This is a genomic window from Microbacterium hominis NBRC 15708 (assembly GCF_001592125.1).
GTDB classification, from domain to species: Bacteria; Actinomycetota; Actinomycetes; order Actinomycetales; family Microbacteriaceae; genus Microbacterium; species Microbacterium hominis.
Map to the genome: position 1 here is coordinate 1 of NZ_BCWI01000006.1, position 17850 is coordinate 17850.

Genomic DNA, 17850 nt, shown 5'->3' on the forward strand with positions numbered 1-17850 from the left:
CAGGGCATGAACGTGTCGATGCAGGACGGGTTCAACCTCGGCTGGAAGCTCGGCTCGGTGCTCACCGGGCTGAGCCCGGCATCCCTGCTGTCGACGTACGGCGCCGAACGGCGTCCGGTCGCGCAGCAGCTCATCGACTTCGACAAGGAGTGGTCGTCGTTGATGGCGAGGAAGCCGGAGGAGATCTCCGACCCCACCGACCTCGCGACCTACTACCTGGCGACGGCCGAGTTCCCGTCCGGATTCATGACGACCTACACCGTCGGTGCGGGCGTCGTGGCGAGCGACGCGTACCAGCACCTCGCGACGGGCTTCCCCGTCGGCAAGCGGTTCAAGAGCGCACCCGTGACGCTCGCGGCGGACGGCAACGTGGTGCACCTCGGTCATCACGCGAAGGCCGACGGCCGCTGGCGCCTGTACGCCTTCGCCGACGCCGCCGGCACGCGGGCCGACTCCGCCGTCGCCGGCTTCGCGCGGTGGCTGGCCGAGGCGCCGGACTCGCCCGTGCGCCGCTACACCCCGCACGGGAGCGACGTCGACGCGATCTTCGACGCCAAGGTGATCTATCAGGAGGGGTTCGAGGAGATCGACGTCACCCGGGCCCCCGCGATCTTCCGGCCCCGATCCGGTGCCCTCGCCCTCACCGACTGGGAGAAGGTGTTCGCCGCAGCACCGAACCGCTGGAACGACGTGGACATCTTCGACGCGCGCGGACTGTCGCGGGACGGTGTGCTGGTCGTCGTGCGCCCCGACCAGTACGTCGCGGCCGTCCTGCCCCTGGAAGCGACGGACGAGCTGGCATCGTTCTTCGCGGAGTGGATGCTGCCCGTGGCGTGACCGGCCCCGTGGGGTCGGTGGGGCCGGTGGTGTCGGCCGGCGTGGGGCGTCTCGACTCGCTGCGCTCGCTCAACGGCCGGGGCGCTCTCCCGGCCCGTCAGTCGAGGTCGTCGAAACCGCTCAGGCGCAGCTCCTCCGCATCGAGGTGGGCCTCGAGCCGCCGGGCGAGCAGGTCGTCCACCGTGCCCTCGCGACGCAGGCGCAGCAGCACCTCCCGCTTGCGGTCGAGCAGCGCGAGCTTGAGCCGGGTCATCTCCTCGAACCGGGTCAGCGGCGAGCGCTGCGTGAGATCGATCCCCGTCGACGCGGCCAGCATCGTCAGGGCCGTCACGCTCTCGGAGGCCGCCTCGGCGGGGGATGCCGCGGCATCCACGACGGCCTGCGCGCCCGTGTCGGGAGCCGACGGGGCGGCGACCATACCCTCGAGCTGGGCGATCTGATCGGCATCCGAGGCGGCCTGCGCCCGGGCGAAGGCACGGGCGTTGGCCAGCTCGAGCATGTCGTAGCCGTCGCGGCGCGCGCGTTCGCGGACCTCGTCGCTGATGCCGTGCTCGGCGGCGATGTCGTCGAGGGCCGCGATGGCGGCGCCCGTGATCGTGCGCTGAGCGAGCTCCAGCTCGTCGGCCGCCCACTCGTCGCTCGGCAGCTGCGCCCACCGCACGACCGCGGGCAGCAGCGGACCCTGCACGAGCAGGCTCAGCACGATCACCCCGGCGGTCACGAACACGACGGCATCCCGCCCGGCGAGGGGGTCGCCGGCCGACGTCGTGAGGGGGACGGACAGCGCGATCGCGAGCGAGACGGCGCCGCGGAAGCCCGCGACGGTGCTGACGATGCGGGCGCGGTTGAGCGAGCCCGGGCCGGTCCGGGCGGACAGACCGGGCGTGCGCGGTCGCGAGAACGGGGAGACCAGCAGCTGGAAGACGTACCGGACCACCAGCAGCGCCGCCCACGCGGCGATCGTGAGCAGGACGAGCCCCCACAGCTCGCCGGGGGAGATCTCGTGGAGGACGAGCTGCACCTCGAGCCCGATCAGCACGAAGAGCGCCCCGTTGAGCAGATACACCCCGAACGGCCACGCCGCCGTCGCCGTGCGGCGCGAGGCCGCCGTCGTGATGCGCGGGGAGGCCCAGGCGATGATGAGGCCCGCGAAGACGACGGCGAGCACCCCCGAGGCGTTGACGAGCTCGGCGAGCAGGAAGGCCGTGAACGGGACCAGCAGCAGGGTGACGTTGATCGACAGCGCGTTGCGCATCCGCCGCAGCGACACGTAGGCGAGCGCCGCCACCGCGATGCCCGCCGCCGCGCCGCCCAGATACGACATCAGCACCGTCGCGGTGATCGACCAGCCGGTGACGGTGTCGCCGAGGGCGACCGAGATCGCGATCGCGTAGAGCACGAGGGCCGTGCCGTCGTTGGTCAGGCTCTCGGCCTTGAGCTTCATGAAGGTGCGCTGCGGCAGCAGGCGTCCGAGGGCCGCGACGGCGGTCGCGTCGGGCGGGGCCACCGCCGCGCCGAGGATCATCGCGGCGGGCCAGGGCAGGCCGAACATCGTCGCGACCCAGGCGACGGCGAACGCCGAGGCGACCACCAGCAGCGTGCTCATCGGGATGATGTACCGCAGCGACCGGCGCACGCCGCGCAGCGATGTCGTCAGGCTCTCCCAGAACAGCATGACCGGAAGGAACAGCAGCAGGACGGTCTCGGGCGGCAGCTCGATCTGCCGCAGCGCCGGGACGAAGCCGAGCAGCAGCCCGATGACGAGCAGCACCAGCGGTGTCGCCACGCGCAGCCGCGGCGCGAGGATCGTCCCCGCCAGCACCGCGAGCCCCAGCAGGACCGTGACTTCCAGGCCTTCCATGGCACCCCGTTTCCGCGCGCGCGTTCGCCGACGGCTTTCCCGTCGAACCCCAGTGTGCGCCACAGACACAGCGTTCCGACAGGCCCCGGCATTCCCGCCCGCGTCCTCGCCCCGTCCCTTCCGTATTCAGTCTCGACGCCGGGCTCGGCTCGGGTCGGCCGCGGGATTCCGCGGTCGCGGTCGCGGCTGGTGCGTACGCAGACGGAGTACGGCACGCGCCGACGGATGGGAGCCCAGGGGCGGGGTCAGGAGTTCACGCGGATGATCTCCTGCTGGTAGGGGGCGATGACCGCGCCGGAGATGCGGCAGTCGAGCAGCAGGAACGGCCGGTCGGATGCCGGGGCCGCGGCCCATTCCGCGAGCACGTCCAGATCGTCGAGCGTGCGCACGACGACGCCGCGGGCTCCGACCGCGGCGGCGAGGCCGGCGAAGTCCACCTCGGGGATGAGCATCGGTCCGCGCGCCAGCCCCTGCAGGCCGTAGAGGTTGACCTCGGCGCCGTAGGCGGCGTCGTTCCACACGACGGCCAGCCCGCGGCCCGCGGCGACGCGCACGGCGGATTCTAGGTCGGCGAGCGCCATCAGCCCGCCGCCGTCTCCCGTGCACAGCACGACGGTGGCATCCGGCTTCGCCATCGCGGCGCCCGGCACCGAGGGGAAGCCGAGCCCGATCGACTGGTACGCCGTCCCGACCATCATCATCCGGTCGGGGGATGCCACGGGCCAGTACATGTTGGGCCACCCGAGGAAGTGGCCGCCGTCGGTGACGACGACCCGGTCGCGCGTCGACGGCGCGCTCTCCAGCAGCTCGCCGATGCGCGCGGCGACGGCGCGCGGGTCGAGGCGTCCGTCGGGAGCGAGGCGGTCGCCGTCCTCGCGCCACCGCAGGGCCGCGAGATCGATGCTCTCGCGCCAGCCGCTCGGCGTCCCGCCGAGGGCGTCGAGCTCCGCGCACAGCGCCTCGGCGACCAGCCGCGCGTCGGCGCGGATGTACCCGCCGACGTGCGGATGCGTCGCCGCGGGGGCGATGTCGACCTGGACGACGCGCGTGCCGGGCGCGAACAGCGCGCCGAAGCGCATCGTGAACTGGTTGAGTCCCGCGCCGAAGACGACGGCGACGTCCGCGGTGGAGAGGAGCTCCATCGCTCCTTCGGCGCCGAAGCCGCCCGTGACGCCCAGGTCGAACTCGCCGCGCGGGAAGATGCCTCGCCCGAGGGCCGTGGTCGCCGTGACGGCGCCGGTCGCGTCCGCGAGGCGGCCGAGGGCCGCGCCCGCACCCGCGATCCATGCGCCGCGACCGGCGAGGAGGACGGGACGCTCGGCGGCGGCCAGGGCCCGGCCCAGGTCGGCGATGGCCGCGCGGGCGAACGGCGAAGGCGCGAGAGGGGCGGGGAGCACCGGCTGGGGCGCCGCGGGCACCGGTCCCGCGTCGAGCTTCGCGACGTCGTAGGGGATCGCGAGCACGGTCGGCACCCGATAGGTCAAGGCGTGCTCGATCGCGATGACGGTGGTGGCCGCGGCATCCGTGCGACCCACCGTGTACGTGCGGGCGCCGACGGCCGACGCGAGCGCGATCTGGTCGACGCCCCAGGGCCGCGGCCCGGAGGTGGGCTCGTCGCCGACGACCAGCACGAGCGGTACGTGCGCCTGCACGGACTCCGCGAGAGCCGTGAGCGTGTTGGTGAAGCCGGCGCCGTAGGTGGCGGTCGCGGCGGCGAGCCGCCCGCTCGCGCGGTGATAGGCGTCGGCGGCGACGACGCCGCCCGCCTCGTGGCGGACCGCCGTGTAGTGCACGTCGGTGGAGCGCTCCAGCGCGTCGAGGACGTGGGCGTTGCCGTTTCCCATCACCCCGAAGACGTGGTCGATGTGGGCGGCGAGGGTCTGGGCGACGTGCGCGGACACGGTGGGCATGGGTCCTCCGGGAGACGGGACGGTGAATGGATGCCGTATGTGTCTCGCGTGCCCCTTTTTCGAGCACCGGATGCCGCGTCGCGTCCGGACGTGTCGATTATAGGGGCGGGGATGCCGGGGAGTGCGGCCCGGGACCGCGTCGCCGATCCCCTCTCGCACGGGCAACCCCCGCGCACCCGGCGACAATCCGCGCGGGGCGCCGCCGCCGACAATGAGAGTCATCGCGCCGCACCGCCGCGCTCGGATCCACGAAGGAGACATCGATGTCCGACTCACCGACCATGCTCGACGAGGCCGCGCTGCTCGCGCGCGTCCAGGCCCCCGAAGGGGAGGGGCGCGAGATCCTCGACGCCGCCACCCGTGAGGTCATCGGGCGCGCCCCCGTCCAGTCGGAGGAGGAGCTCGACGCGGCGGTCGCACGGGCCAAGGCCGCCCAGCCCGCGTGGGACGCCCTCGGCCACGCGGAGCGCTCCGCCCTGCTGAACGCCGCCGCCGACGCGATCGACGCCAACGCGGAAGCGCTCGCGCGGCTCCTCTCGCGCGAGCAGGGCAAGCCGCTCAACGGTCCGAACGCGCGGTTCGAGGTGGGGGCGTGCTCCGCCTGGCTGCGCACGAACGCGGCCACCGTCCTGGAGCCCCAGGTGCTCGTCGACGACGCGAACCTGCACGCCGAGCTGGTCTACAAGGCGGCCGGCGTCGTCGGTGCGATCAGCCCCTGGAACTGGCCGATGATGATCTCGATCTGGCAGATCGGCCCGTCGCTGCGGATGGGCAACACGGTCGTGATCAAGCCCAGCAGCAACACGCCGCTCAGCGTGCTCGCGCTGGTCTCGGTGATGAACGAGGTGCTCCCCGCCGACGTGCTCATCGCCGTGTCGGGCCCCGGCGCGGTGGGCGGGCGCCTGGCCGCCCACCCCGACGTCGCGAAGGTGATGTTCACCGGCTCGACGGAGGTCGGGCGCCAGATCATCGAGAGCTCGGCGGGCAACTTCGCGCGCCTGACGCTCGAGCTCGGCGGCAACGACGCCGGCATCGTGCTGCCGGACACCGACGTCAGCGCGATCGCCGACGACCTCTTCTGGGGCGCGTTCATCAACACGGGGCAGACGTGCGCCGCGATGAAACGACTGTACGTGCACGACTCCGTCTACGACGAGGTCGTCGACGCGCTCGCCGAGATCGCGGCGCGCACACCCATGGGCCCCGGCCTCGACGAGCGCAACGTCCTCGGCCCGGTGCAGAACAAGGCCCAGTTCGACCTGGTCGCCCAGCTCGTCGACGACGCCCGCGCCCACGGCGGCCGGGTCGTCACCGGCGGCGAGGCGGCCCCCGAGCTCGGCGAGCTGTTCTACCGCCCGACGATCGTCGCCGATGTGACCGACGGCATCGCGCTCGTCGACGAGGAGCAGTTCGGTCCCGTGCTCCCCGTCATCCGCTACAGCGACATCGACGACGCCTTCGCGCGCGCCAACGCGGCCGAGGTGGGACTGGGCGCGTCGGTGTGGTCGAGCGACCCGGCCGAGGCCGCCTCCTACGCGACGCGCATGCAGTCGGGCACCGTCTGGGTCAACTCGCACGGCGGGCTGCACCCGATGGTCCCGTTCGGCGGCGTGAAGGCCTCCGGCTACGGCCTCGAGTTCGGCGTCGAGGGCCTGAAGTCGGTCGCCGTGCCGCAGGTCGTGAGCACCCCCGGCCGCACCTCCTGACCGCGCACGAAGAAGGGGCGGATGCCGTGGCATCCGCCCCTTCTTCGTGCGCGCCCCGGGAGCCGACGCCGCTCAGGCCGCGAAGACGCGCCGACCGGCGAACCAGGTCTCCACGACCCGGGCGTCGATCATGGCGTCGGGGTCGCCGCCGACGGCGTCGCGGTCGAGGATGACGAAGTCCGCCGACTTGCCGGGCGTGAGGCTGCCGGTCTCGTGGTCGATCCCCATCGCCCGCGCGGCGCTGATCGTGAAGGCCTCGAGCGCCTCGTCGGGGGTGATCGCCTGCTCCGGCCAGAGGACGCCGGGCGCGCGGCGCAGCGGGTCGGCGCGGGTGACGAGGCCCTGCATGCCCTCGAGCGGGTTCGGCGACTCGCTGACGGGCCAATCGGAGCCGCCGGCGACCAGCGCCCCGGCATCCAGCAGGGCGCGGTTGGGCTGCAGCTGCGCGGCGCGATCCTCGCCGAGCACCGCCGCGAGCGCCTGCGGGATGACCCCGGGGAACCAGATGAACGGGGAGATGTCGGCGACGACCCGCAGCGACGCCATCCGGCCGATGTCGTCGTCGGCGAGGTACTGGCCGTGCGCGATCTGGAAGCGGGTGTCGGTGAACCCCTCGGCCCGCAGCCGCGCGACGGTGTCGAGGAACAGCCGCGCCGAGCCGTCGCCGGTGCAGTGGACCTTCGCGCCGAGGCCGCGGTCGGCGACCAGTCGCAGCCATCCGTACAGCTCGTCGCCGGTCATCGTCGTGGTGCCGGTGAAGCCGTCGCCGTGCTCGGTGTCGGGCAGGTACGGATGGAGGAAGCAGGCGGTGCGCGCGGGCGGCACGCCGTCGAGGAAGATCTTCACGAAGTCGGGGCGATGGTGCCGCGTGCGGAAGCGCTCGCCGGCGTCGATCAGCGCCCGTCCCACGGGATCGAACCCGAAGATGTCGTCGTTGATCGTCAGGCTCGACACCACCCAGGCATCCAGCTCGCCCGCCTCGTCCAGGGAGCGCAGCGCCTCGAGGATCTCCAGCGAGACGGCCGCGTCCTGGAAGGCCGTGATGCCGTAGCTCGCGAGCAGCTCGATCCCACGGCGCGACGCGCTCCGGTGCTGCGCCGCGGTGAGCGCCCCGTCGCGCGCGTGGGCCTGCGCGACGGGGATGCCCGCCGCCTCCAGGAGCACCCCGGTGGGATGCCCGTCGCCGGGGTCGAGCACCGTCACGCCGCCGTCGGGCAGGTGCACGGCGTCGATGCCCGCCAGCTCCAGGGCGCGGGTGTTGGCCCAGCGGTTGTGCCGGCTGTCGTCGGAGAGCATGACGGGATGCCCGTCCGACGCCTCGTCGAGACGCGCGCGCGTGGCCGACGACGACAGCTCGTCCATGAGCGTGCTGGCCCACGAGCCGCCCGTGATCCACGCCCCGGCGGGCAGGGTGCGGGCGCGCTCGCGGACGAGCGCCAGGATCTCGTCGAGGCCGAGCGCGGAGCCGAACGACAGCTCGAACAGGTCGGTGATGCCGGCGATCGCGTGGTGGTTGTGCACGTCGATGAATCCGGGGTAGAGCGCCGCCCCCGCGAGGTCCCGCACGAGCGTGTCGGGACCGCGATGGGCCTCGATCTCGGCGGCCGATCCGACCGCCAGGATGCGGCCGCCCGCGACGGCCACGGCCTCGGCGCGGGGGCGCTCGGCGTCGGCGGTGCGGACGGTCGCTCCGGTCAGGATGAGTTCGGCGCTCACCTCAGCGCTCCAGCGGACGCGAAGGGTCGTACTCGGCGGGGTGCACGGTGTTGGACAGCAGGCGTCCGTGGGCACCGAAGGTGAAGTGGGTCTGTCCCGCGCCCGACTCGTCGGTGCCGAAGAGCACGCCGTGGGCGCGCAGCGCCTTCGCATCGCGGTGGTCGGCGACGGTGACCGACCCGCAGGGGATGACCTTCTCGCGCCACGTGAAGACGTAGATGCCGGGACGCAGCCGCCACACGGTGTTCTCGTCGGTGTCGGCGAGGCCCTGCTCGGGGCCGGCGAGGCACTGCCAGGTGTACCAGTGCGGCGACAGGTAGACGTGCTCGTACGCGTGCACGCTGGAGTACACCCAGAGGACGCGGCGGCCGATCAGCTCGCTGGTCGGGGCGGGGGCGTCGCCGACGGTGTCCACCTCGACGATCGTGCCCGGGGCGAACAGGTGGCGCACGGCCGTCGTGCCGGTCGCCGCCGTCCCCAGCAGGGAGATGACCGACAGGGCCCGACCCGAGCGGAGGTCGAGGAAGAGCGAGACCGCCTCCTCGGGGAGGTGGGTGTGGTGGAACTGCGCGTAGTAGAGGTCCTCGTCGACGCGGATCACCTCGCACGCGTCGGTCTGCGCCGACGGCGCCGTCTCGTCGCCCTCCCCGGGTCGGTAGTCCCACGACACGGTGCCCTCGCCGAAGGTGTGGCGGATGCGGGTGCCGCGCTCGTCCACGATCGTGAAGGTGCGGCCCGCGAGGTCGGAGGTGGGCTCGGCCTTGCCCGCGTCGAACCCGGGGGCGAGGCCGTCCAGGGGGAGCCAGGTCGACGTGTCGGACAGGTTGATCGTTTCGCTCATCGGGCGAGGTCCTCTCGGTGGTCGCGGCGGGCAGGGGTCGGCCCGGCCCGACGGGGCGTCGCGCGCCGTCTCTGCGATTGTGCGGCGTGCGCGCGCGGGATGGTTGACGGCGAGTGCGCGGCGGTGTGTCCTGCGTGCAGAGCCCCGCTCGCCCGCCGCGCGCTCCGGCAGGATGCCAGTGGCGGCAACGGATCGCCGGGGGAGGGCGTCGTGGATCTGCACATCGGAGGGCTTCGCGCCGTCGTCTCCGGCGGGGCCGGTGGGATCGGTGCGGCCGTGGTCCGCACCCTCGAGGCCGAGGGCGCGGTCGTCGCCGTGATCGATCGCGTCGCCGTGCCCGGTCGCCTGTCGGTCGTCGCCGACATCCGCGACGAGGCTGCGGTCGCGGCGGCCGTCGACACCGCCGCGGCGCGGCTCGGCGGCATCGATCTGCTCGTGTGCGCCGCAGGGATCTCCGGCCCCGTCGGCACGCCGCTGGGGCGCACCTCCCTCGCCGACTGGGACGCGGTCATGGCGGTCAACGTCACGGGCACCTTCCTCACGTTGCGCAGCGCCCTGCCGTGGCTCGCAGCGTCCGCGCAGGCGGCGGTCGTGATCGTCGCGAGCGACTCGGCCTTCGTCGCCACGGGAGGCATGGTCCCCTACGGCGCCTCGAAAGCGGCCGTGCTGCAGCTGGCGCGCGCCGCCGCGGTGGAACTGCAGCCGGACGGCATCCGCGTCGCCGCCGTCTGCCCGTCGATCGTGGACACCCCGATGAGTCGGGGCGATCTCGACCTCGCGACCGGTTTCGCCGATGTCGCGTATCCCGTGCAGAGCGCCGACGAGCTCGCGGGGACGATCGTCTACCTCCTCTCGCCGGCGGCGCGGGCCATCGCCGGCACCGGCATCGTCTCCGACTTCGGGTTCAGCGCCCGATCGGCCTTCCCCGCCTGAGTCGCCGGCGCGTCCGGCCCGCCCGAAAGGACACCGTCATGACCGAGCACGAGCAGCCCCCCACCCCGGTGGTCGTCATCACCGGCGGCGGCACCGGCATCGGCGCCGCGATCGCACGCCGCTACGCCGACGACGGCGCGCACGTCGTGGTCGTCGGCCGTCGCCCCGAGCCGCTCGCCGCGGTCGCCGCCGCCACGGGAGCCGTCGCGGTCGTCGCGGACGCCGCCGACGCGGACGCGGCGGCAGCGGCGGTCGCCGAGACCCTGGCCCGGTTCGGGCGGATCGACGTGCTCGTGGCCAACGCCGGGGGCCACGGCTTCTCCACGGTCCTCGACACCGGAGACGTCGCGTGGCACGACGCGCTGCGCGCGAACCTCGACACGGCGTTCGTCATGGCGCGCGCCGCCCTTCCCGCGCTCCTCGACAGTCGCGGGCAGATCGTGGTGGTCTCCTCGATCGCGGGGCTGTTCGCGGGTCCGTCGGTGGCGGGCTACACGGTCGGCAAGCACGCGCTGATCGGTCTCACGCGGTCGATGGCGCGCGACTACGGGCGCCGCGGTGTGCGGGTCAACGCGGTGTGCCCCGGGTGGGTGCGCACGCCGATGGCGGATGCCGAGATGGACGAGTTCGCCGCACACGCCGGTCTCGCCTCGCGGGAGGAGGCGTACGGTGTCGTGACGCGCGACGTTCCGCTGGGGCGGGCGGCGGAGCCCGCGGAGATCGCCGCGGTCGTGCGGTTCCTCGGTTCGGCCGAGTCGTCGTTCCTCACGGGCGCCGTGCTCGTCGCCGACGGCGGCGCCCACATCGTGGATGTGCCGACGATCGCGTTCGATCACGCGGGCATGTGACGGCCCCGGGGCGGCGGGCTCAGTTGGCGCGGCGGTAGGCGTTCGGGGAGACGTCGAAGGCCGCTTTGAACGCGCGGCTGAAGTGGGCCGCGTCGGGGAACCCCCACCGCGCGCCGACGGCCGCGACGGGCCGCTCCGCGAGCATCGGGTCGAGCAGGTCGCGCCGGCAGCGTTCGAGGCGGCGCTGTCGCACGACGGCGGACACCGTCGTGCCCGACTCCTGGAACAGCGTGTGCAGGTGTCGCACGGAGATGTAGTGCGCCGCGGCGATGGTCCCCGGAGACAGCTCGGGGGAGTCGAGGTTCTCGTCGATGTAGAGGTGGATGCGGTTCAGGAGGGCGCGGTGCGGGTCGGATGCCGTGGTGTCCAGACCGAGCTCGCGCACGACGGCCGTCGTGATCAGGTCGACGCCGCAGCGGGCCAGACGCACGCCCGTCGCCCCGGCGAACTCGCTCATGCGGCCGCCGAGGCGGGCGAGGAACGGAGCGACGACCGAGCCGATGCCGCCGTCTCCCGCGATGCGGGTCGCGGTGATCTGACGCATGACCTCGGGCGGCAGGCTCACGGCGTCGTGCCCGAACATGAGGACGAGGTTGCGGAAGTCGTCGTCGAAGCTCAGCGTGTAGGGGCGGCTGGTGTCATAGATGGCGAAGTCGCCCTCGCGGAGCACGGCGTGCCGGCCGTCCTGCACGAGGATGCCGGTGCCCGAGAGCATGAGGCTCACCTTGAAGGCGGCGCGCGGCGAGCGGGCGATGAGATCGTCGGTGCGCTCGACGCGGTGGGCGGTGGCGCCCACCTCGGTGAGGTGGATGCCGTCGGACGCGCAGCCGCGGATGTAGGCGCGCAGGCCGGGGCGGGCCGATTCGACCCGCAGCGGCACGAAGGAGTCGTTCACGGCGGTGCGGAACCGATCGATGCTGTCGAAACGATGGAGTGTGGCGCTGGGCGCCGCCGGGCTCGCTGACATGGATGACCTCGCCTCGTTGCGGTGGTGCTGTCGGGTGATTGCCATGATCCTTTTTATCCGACGCTTGGAGGACCATAATGTCGGGATTGTTACCGTGCTGTGACAATGCGCCGTGAAAAATCGGGGTGACGCGCGCCGCCGTGTCGCCGCCGCGCCCCCGTCGTGCCGGACGGGGCGTCAGCGGAGCATCTGCAGGGCGGTGTCGAGCATGGCCTCCATGCGCGCCGGCTCGCGCGAGTCGGGCAGGAGGATCCCGGTGCCCTGGACGCCGGTGAGCAGGGCCAGCAGGGCATCGCCGGCGGCGCGGGGATCGAGTCCCGGCCGCAGCTCGCCGGACGCCGCGGCCTCGGCGAGGAGCGCGTCGAAGTGCGCGCGCCACTGCGTCATCATCGCCCGGAACAGCTCCGCCATCTCGTCGTCGGCGGCGGCGTGCTCGAGGAAGGGGATGACGATCCGCGCCTCGAGCAGTCGCTCCTCGTCGACCGGCAGGGTCTGCACGAGAAACTGCCGCAGCGCCGCGACGCCGGTCGCGTGGGTCTGCGCGATCGCGGCGAGGTAGCGCGTGTTGGTGGCCTCGTACACGAGCTCGAACGCCGCCGTGAGGATCGCCGACTTGTTGGGGAAGTAGTGCGTGATGCTGCCGTTGGCGAACCCGAGCTCACGCGCGAGCTCGCGCATCGTCATGGCGGCGATCCCGCGCTCGGCGATGAGGCGCCAGGTCGCGCGGATGATCTCGGTGCGCATCGCCTCGTGGTCGACGAGTCGAGGCACGGTCTCCCCTTCGGATCTGGGCGGTGGCGGGCGGCGTTGTGCCCACTCTAGGCGCTCGTCTGGCTGAGCTCCTGCTGGTAGCGGCGCTGGCGGCGTCGCGCGCTCGACGCGATCGAGCGCGCGACCGCCTGCTGGATCCCCCGGTCGAGGCCGACCGCGATCACGAGCGTCAGGCCGACGAGGATCGTCTGGATGTACGGGGAGATGCCGAGGATGACGAGCCCGTTCTTGAGCACGCCGACGAAGGCGAGGCCGTAGAGGACACTGCGGATGCGCCCGGATCCTCCCTCGAACGCGACGCCGCCGAGCAGGACCACCGTCAGTGCGTCCAGCTCCATCCCCTGTCCGACGATCGGGCTGACGGCGCCGAGCTTCGCGGCGAGCAGCAGCCCGACGAACCCGGCGACGGCACCCGTCACGACGTAGGTGCTGACGCGGATGCGGTTGATCCTCAGACCCATCAGCTGCGACGCGCGCAGGTTGCCGCCGACGGCCAGGATCTCGCGGCCGCGTGTCGTGTGGTTGAGCACCCACCAGGCCACCACGATCGCGGCGACCAGCAGGATGATCTGGATCCGCACCCCGAACGGGGCGAACGAACCGAGGGACGTGAACGAGGACGGCAGGCCGCTCACCGTCTTGCCGTTGGTGAGGAACAGTGCGAGCCCGCTCCACGCGCTCATGAACCCGAGGGTCACGACGAAGGAGTTCAGCCCGAGCACCGAGACCAGGGTGCCGTTGACGAGCCCGGCGCACGCGCCGACCGCCACCCCGACGACGATGCCGGCCACCGGGCTGCCGGTGCCCACCATGGTCAGCCCGCCCACGACGGCCGACAGGGTCGCCACGGAGCCGACCGAGAGGTCGACGTTCGCCTGCATGATGAGGAAGGCCACCGGCAGGGCGATCAGGCCGAGTTCGGCGATCTGGAGCACGATGGTCTGCAGGTTGCCGACGGAGATGAAGCGCGGATTGAGGATCGCGAACAGCGCGATCAGCAGGACGAGGGCGATGAGCACCCCGTTCTGCACGAGCAGGAGACGGATTCTCTCGGCGGTGATGCGGGGCATAGTCGTCACGCTGCGGCGAGCTCGAGCAACGAGCGCAGCAGCTCCTCCTCCATGTGTGGGCCGTGGGCGATCTCCGCGGCGCGGTCGGAATAGATGGTGTAGGCGCGGTCGCACATGCGGGCGATCTCGTCGGACTCGGATGACGCGACCACGACGGTCACGCCGCTCGCCGCGAGTGCGCGCAGCGCGCGCACGATGTCGTTCTTCGCGCCGATGTCGACGCCCTGGGTGGGTTGGTTGAGCAGGAGCACGCGCGGCGTCCGGGGGAACATCCACCGCGCGAGCAGGTGCTTCTGCTTGTTGCCGCCGGAGAACGCTCCGATCGGTGCGCCGCCGCCGGGTCCGATCATCTTCAGCGACTCGCGTGCCGCCCGATACGGTGCCTCACCGGTGCGCGCGCCGATCCAGCCGAAGCGCGACAGGCCGCGCAGCCACGGCAGCAGGGTGTTCTCGCGCGCCGTGAGGTTCTTCACCAGGCCGTCCGACTCGCGGTCGGCGGGGGACATGAACACGCCCGCGGCGATGGCCGCCGCCGGATGCCGGGGCGCGAACCGCCTGCCGTCGAGCGTGTACGACAGCTCTCCCGCCACCGCGTCGTGCCGCCAGCCGAAGACGCTCTCGAGGACGGCGAACTGCCCGCCCGCGGCCATGCCGAACAGCCCGACGATCTCGCCCTCGTGGAACGACAGCTCCATGGCCCCGGCGACCCGCAGCACCTCCGCCCCGCGCGCGGCGGGCGTGTGCTCCTCCAGGTCGTGGAAGTCGGGGGCGAGCGCGACGGCCAGATCGCGGATGCCGAGGGTCGCCGCGGGCTCGTCGCGCACGAGCCGCCCGGCATTGAACACCACGACCCGGGTGCACACGTCGAGGATGTCGGGCAGGCGATGCGAGACGTACACGACGGTGGTCCCCTCCGCCGCGAAGCGACGGATGAGCGCGTGCAGCGTCGCCGTCTCGGCGGCTCCGAGCGCGGCCGTCGGCTCGTCGAGGAACAGCACCTTCATGTCGCCGCGCACCAGGCCGCGGGCGAGGTCGACGAGCTGGCGCTGACCCACGGGCAGCACGCCGACGAGCGTCGCCGTGTCGAGGTCGGCCAGGCCGACGCGGCCGAGCGCCGCACGGGCGAGCTCGCGCCGGTCCCCGTGGGCGACGTGGCTCTGCCCGAGGAAGAGGTTGTCGAGCACCGAGAGGGTGCCCACGAGCGCGGGCTCCTGGCTGACCACCGTGACGCCGCGGGCCGCGACGGCGGCGGGCGTGGGGGCGGCCACCACCTCGTCGTCCAGCTCGTAGTGGCCGGCCGTCGGCTTCACGACGCCGGCCGCGACGTTGATGACGGTCGACTTGCCGGCGCCGTTGTGGCCGAGCAGGCCCACGATCTCCCCGGCATCCATCGCGACCGTGATGTCGTCGAGGGCGCGGGTGGCGCCGAAGTCGACGGTGACGCCGCGGAAGGCGATGCGGGACATGAGTCTCCTCGGAGGGGGATACGACGGGGAAGGGGGAAGAGGACGCCGGGACGGAGCGGATCCCCGTCCCGGCGCCCCGCGCTCAGCCGTTCGCGGCGAAGTCGGCCACGTTGTCGGCCGTCACCTGCGTCACGCCGACCTCGATGTTCTGCGGCTTCTCGCCCTTCGCGGCGGCGAGCAGCAGGTCGACGTTCGCCTTGGCGAGGTCCTGCGCCTTCCACGCGAACGACGTGCGCCAGATGTCGGTGCCGCTCTCGATGAGCCCGAGCACCTCCTTGTTCGCGTCGGTCGCCGACACGTAGTACCCGGCATCCGTCGCCGAGACGCCGGAGTCGAGCAGGGCCTGACGGGCGCCGAGCACCATGTCGGCGCCGATGCCCAGCCAGACCTTCGTGTCGGGGTCGGCGGTGAGCTGGCTCTGGGCGACGCTGTAGCCGACGTCGCGCGTGGTGGCCTCCAGGGGGTACAGCTTCACGGAAGCCTTCGTGGACTGCACGCCCTCGGTGAGACCCTTGAGCTGATCGATCCCGAGGCCCGTCTGCGTGTCGGCGAGGAGGGCCACCGACACGGTCGTCGAGCCGTACTCCTTCGCGATCCACTCGCCCGCGGCCTTGCCGACGGCGAAGCCCGCGTCGTAGTTGGAGATCTCGGTCGTCGCCGTCACCCCGTCCCAGGTCACCGCATAGCTGACCACGGGGATGCCGGCGGCCGTCGCATCGCTCGTGACGGACACCATCGACGCGGGGTCCACGGGGAACCCGCCGATCGCCTTGACGTCACCGCGCGTGATCCACGACTGCCAGTCGCCGACCTGGGTCTGCACGTCGAAGGACGGGTTGTCGGTCAGGAACTCGTAGCCGGCGTCCTCGATCATCGGCTTCATCAGCTCCAGCTGCGAGGCCCAGATCGCCACGTCCTGCGAGGCGAAGCTCCACGCGATGGCGCCCTGGGAAGCGCCGGCGGTGGAGCCTCCCGCGGCGTCGGACGAGGCGGAGCAGCCGGCCATCGTCACGGCGAGGCCGGTGGCCGCGAGGAGGGCGGCGGTGCGGCCGAGCCCCTTCATCAGCGCGGTGTTCATCATGAGTGCTGTCCTCTCGGAGGTCGCGTCGCATCGGGCATCGGTCTGCCCGTTCCGCCCGGTCGGGCGTGCGACGTCGGGAACGTGCGGCCACTTTCGCCCGCCGACGGGGCGGGCTCAACGAGGGGCGCCGCATCGGGCGCCCGAAGTCAACGCACGTGCCCGTCCAGGCAAGAGCGCCGGCCGGATGCCGTACGGCGTGCGCGCGTCGTCAACTCACCCGCATCGCCCGGCAACCCGGCGCGGGCGCGGGTCCGTCATACTCGCTCGCAACCCGTGGCGGGCCGCGTTCCCCGAGACGCGGCGGCCACGTCCACCCGTTCGACAGGAGTCCGCATGTCCGCATCCGACACCGGCACCGGCACGCTGAAGGCGAATCAGCTGGGCGTGCCCGCGATCGTCTTCCTCGTGCTCGCCGCCGTCGCCCCGCTCACCGTCGCGATCGTCGTGATGCCGCTCGCGATCGGCTTCGGCAACGGCGGCGGCATCCCCGTCGCCGTCCTGATCGTCGCGGTCGCGCTGCTGCTGTTCGCCGTGGGCTACGCCCAGATGACCCGCGACCTCGTCAACGCCGGCGGCTTCTACGCCATCGCCGTGAAGGGTCTGGGCCGCACGGCGGGGCTCGTGACGGGGATGATCGCGACCCTCGGCTACAACTTCTTCGTCGCGGGGGCGCTCGGCACGATCGGCTTCTTCACGGGAGCGGTGGTGCTGCCGGCGCTGTTCGGCATCGAGCTGAACTGGTTCCTGTGCGCCGTCGTGCTGTTCGTCGTGGTCTTCCTCCTGGCGCGCGCCGGCATCCACGTCAGCGCGGCCGTGCTGGGGGTCGCGCTCGTCCTGGAGACCCTGATCCTGCTCGCCTTCGCGGTGTCGGTGCTGGTCAACACCGGTTTCAGCCTGGACGCCTTCACCCAGGCCTTCAGCCCCGAGATCCTCGTCGGCGGCTCGATCTGGATCGGCCTGCTGCTCGTCGCGACGGCGTTCATCGGCTTCGAGGCGACGGCGCTGTTCGGTGAGGAGGCGCGCGAGCCGCGCACGACGATCCCGCGGGCCACCTACGCCGCGATCGTGATCATCGGCGTCCTGCACGCGATCGTCGGCTGGGCGATCGTCAGCGCCGTGGGCGTCCCCCAGGCGCAGGCGGACGCCCTCGACCACCTCGCCGCCGGCGACATGACCCTCGTCCTCATCGACCGCTACCTGGGTCCGGTCGTCGGCGCGATCACGCTCGTCCTGCTGGTGGTGAGCCTCTTCGCCGCGCAGCTCGCGTTCCACAACTCGGCGGCGCGCTACCTCTACGCCCTGGGGCGGGCGCGGGTGCTGCCCGCCTGGCTCGCGCAGACCAACCGCAACGGGGCGCCCCAGCGCGCGCTGCTGGTGAACCTCGTCTTCGCGATCCTCGTGGCCGCCGTCTTCGCGGTCGTCGTCCAGCCCGACGCGGACGGCAACCCGCTGCCGCCCGTGCTCACGCTCGTGCCGGTCGGACTCGGCTTCGGCACCCTCGCGGTCATGATCGTGCAGGCCATCGCCGCGCTGGCGGTCGTCGTCCACTTCCGCCGCAAGCGCGACCCGCGGCTGTGGAGCACCTTCATCGCGCCGGGCCTGGGTTTCGTCGCCCTGTTCACCTTCAGCATCATGGCGCTGCTGAACTTCACCCTCGTCGCCGGCTCGGACGCCCTGTACGTCCAGCTCATGCCGTGGCTGCTCGTGCTGGCGCTCGTCGGCGGCGTCGCCTACGCCGCGTACCTCAAGGCGAAGAAGCCCGAGGTGTACGCCGGGCTGTCGGCGGACCTCGAGAACTTCGAGGAGCTCGCGGAGCTCTGAGTGCCGGGCGGTGGCCGTCATC

Annotated in this window: 14 protein-coding genes; 5 read left to right on the top strand and 9 right to left on the bottom strand. The window is 72.5% G+C overall.

Annotated features, from left to right (window positions below):
* Nucleotides 1-837 (top strand): FAD-dependent monooxygenase (locus MHO01S_RS06530; protein ID WP_174524666.1); only part of this gene is annotated, 837 nt, incomplete at its 5' end.
* Between the two features lie 97 nt (nt 838-934).
* On the opposite strand, the gene MHO01S_RS06535 is transcribed toward MHO01S_RS06530, so the two are convergent.
* Nucleotides 935-2698: a Na+/H+ antiporter gene (locus MHO01S_RS06535; protein ID WP_061782030.1), complete on the bottom strand. Its 1764-nt coding sequence runs from the start codon at nt 2696-2698 to the stop codon at nt 935-937.
* Nucleotides 2699-2943: 245 nt separating this feature from the next.
* Nucleotides 2944-4608 carry a thiamine pyrophosphate-binding protein gene (locus MHO01S_RS06540; protein ID WP_061782031.1) on the bottom strand — a complete coding sequence of 555 codons (1665 nt, stop codon included), beginning with the start codon at nt 4606-4608 and terminating at the stop codon, nt 2944-2946.
* A gap of 263 nt (nt 4609-4871) precedes the next feature.
* Between MHO01S_RS06540 and MHO01S_RS06545 the strand changes: the two genes are divergently transcribed.
* Nucleotides 4872-6314, top strand: a complete 1443-nt coding sequence (locus MHO01S_RS06545) for an aldehyde dehydrogenase family protein (RefSeq protein ID WP_082734230.1) — start codon at nt 4872-4874, stop codon at nt 6312-6314.
* Nucleotides 6315-6386: 72 nt separating this feature from the next.
* Here the strand turns inward: MHO01S_RS06545 and MHO01S_RS06550 are convergent, their stop codons facing one another.
* Nucleotides 6387-8030 carry an amidohydrolase gene (locus tag MHO01S_RS06550; RefSeq protein WP_061782032.1) on the bottom strand — a complete coding sequence of 548 codons (1644 nt, stop codon included), beginning with the start codon at nt 8028-8030 and terminating at the stop codon, nt 6387-6389.
* A gap of 1 nt (nt 8031) precedes the next feature.
* A complete protein-coding gene (locus MHO01S_RS06555; RefSeq protein ID WP_061782033.1) occupies nt 8032-8871 on the bottom strand; it encodes a molybdenum cofactor biosynthesis F family protein in 840 nt (279 codons plus the stop codon).
* Between the two features lie 210 nt (nt 8872-9081).
* Here MHO01S_RS06555 and MHO01S_RS06560 point away from each other — a divergent pair, with 210 nt between their 5' ends.
* Both MHO01S_RS06560 and MHO01S_RS06565 read left to right on the top strand, forming a co-directional pair.
* Nucleotides 9082-9804 (top strand): SDR family NAD(P)-dependent oxidoreductase, encoded by a 723-nt coding sequence (locus tag MHO01S_RS06560; RefSeq protein ID WP_061782034.1) that lies wholly within the window; start codon nt 9082-9084, stop codon nt 9802-9804.
* Between the two features lie 38 nt (nt 9805-9842).
* Complete coding sequence (locus tag MHO01S_RS06565; protein WP_061782035.1) at nt 9843-10652, top strand: SDR family NAD(P)-dependent oxidoreductase; 810 nt, start codon at nt 9843-9845, stop codon at nt 10650-10652.
* 19 nt (nt 10653-10671) lie between these two features.
* Here MHO01S_RS06565 and MHO01S_RS06570 read toward each other — a convergent pair whose 3' ends face one another.
* The 5 genes from MHO01S_RS06570 to MHO01S_RS06590 all read right to left on the bottom strand — a co-directional run bounded on the left by MHO01S_RS06570 (nt 10672) and on the right by MHO01S_RS06590 (nt 16007).
* A complete protein-coding gene (locus MHO01S_RS06570; RefSeq protein WP_060960427.1) occupies nt 10672-11619 on the bottom strand; it encodes an AraC-like ligand-binding domain-containing protein in 948 nt (315 codons plus the stop codon).
* 177 nt (nt 11620-11796) lie between these two features.
* On the bottom strand, nt 11797-12390 hold the full coding sequence (locus tag MHO01S_RS06575) for a TetR/AcrR family transcriptional regulator (RefSeq protein WP_061782036.1): 594 nt from the start codon (nt 12388-12390) through the stop codon (nt 11797-11799).
* A gap of 47 nt (nt 12391-12437) precedes the next feature.
* Nucleotides 12438-13460 (bottom strand): ABC transporter permease, encoded by a 1023-nt coding sequence (locus MHO01S_RS06580; protein ID WP_082734231.1) that lies wholly within the window; start codon nt 13458-13460, stop codon nt 12438-12440.
* Nucleotides 13461-13465: 5 nt separating this feature from the next.
* Nucleotides 13466-14926: an ATP-binding cassette domain-containing protein gene (locus tag MHO01S_RS06585; RefSeq protein WP_061782037.1), complete on the bottom strand. Its 1461-nt coding sequence runs from the start codon at nt 14924-14926 to the stop codon at nt 13466-13468.
* 82 nt (nt 14927-15008) lie between these two features.
* Nucleotides 15009-16007, bottom strand: coding sequence for a sugar ABC transporter substrate-binding protein (locus MHO01S_RS06590; protein WP_060960430.1), 999 nt, complete (start codon nt 16005-16007; stop codon nt 15009-15011).
* Between the two features lie 333 nt (nt 16008-16340).
* Here MHO01S_RS06590 and MHO01S_RS06595 point away from each other — a divergent pair, with 333 nt between their 5' ends.
* A complete protein-coding gene (locus tag MHO01S_RS06595) occupies nt 16341-17828 on the top strand; it encodes an APC family permease (protein ID WP_060960431.1) in 1488 nt (495 codons plus the stop codon).
* The last annotated feature ends 22 nt before the right edge of the window (nt 17829-17850 follow it).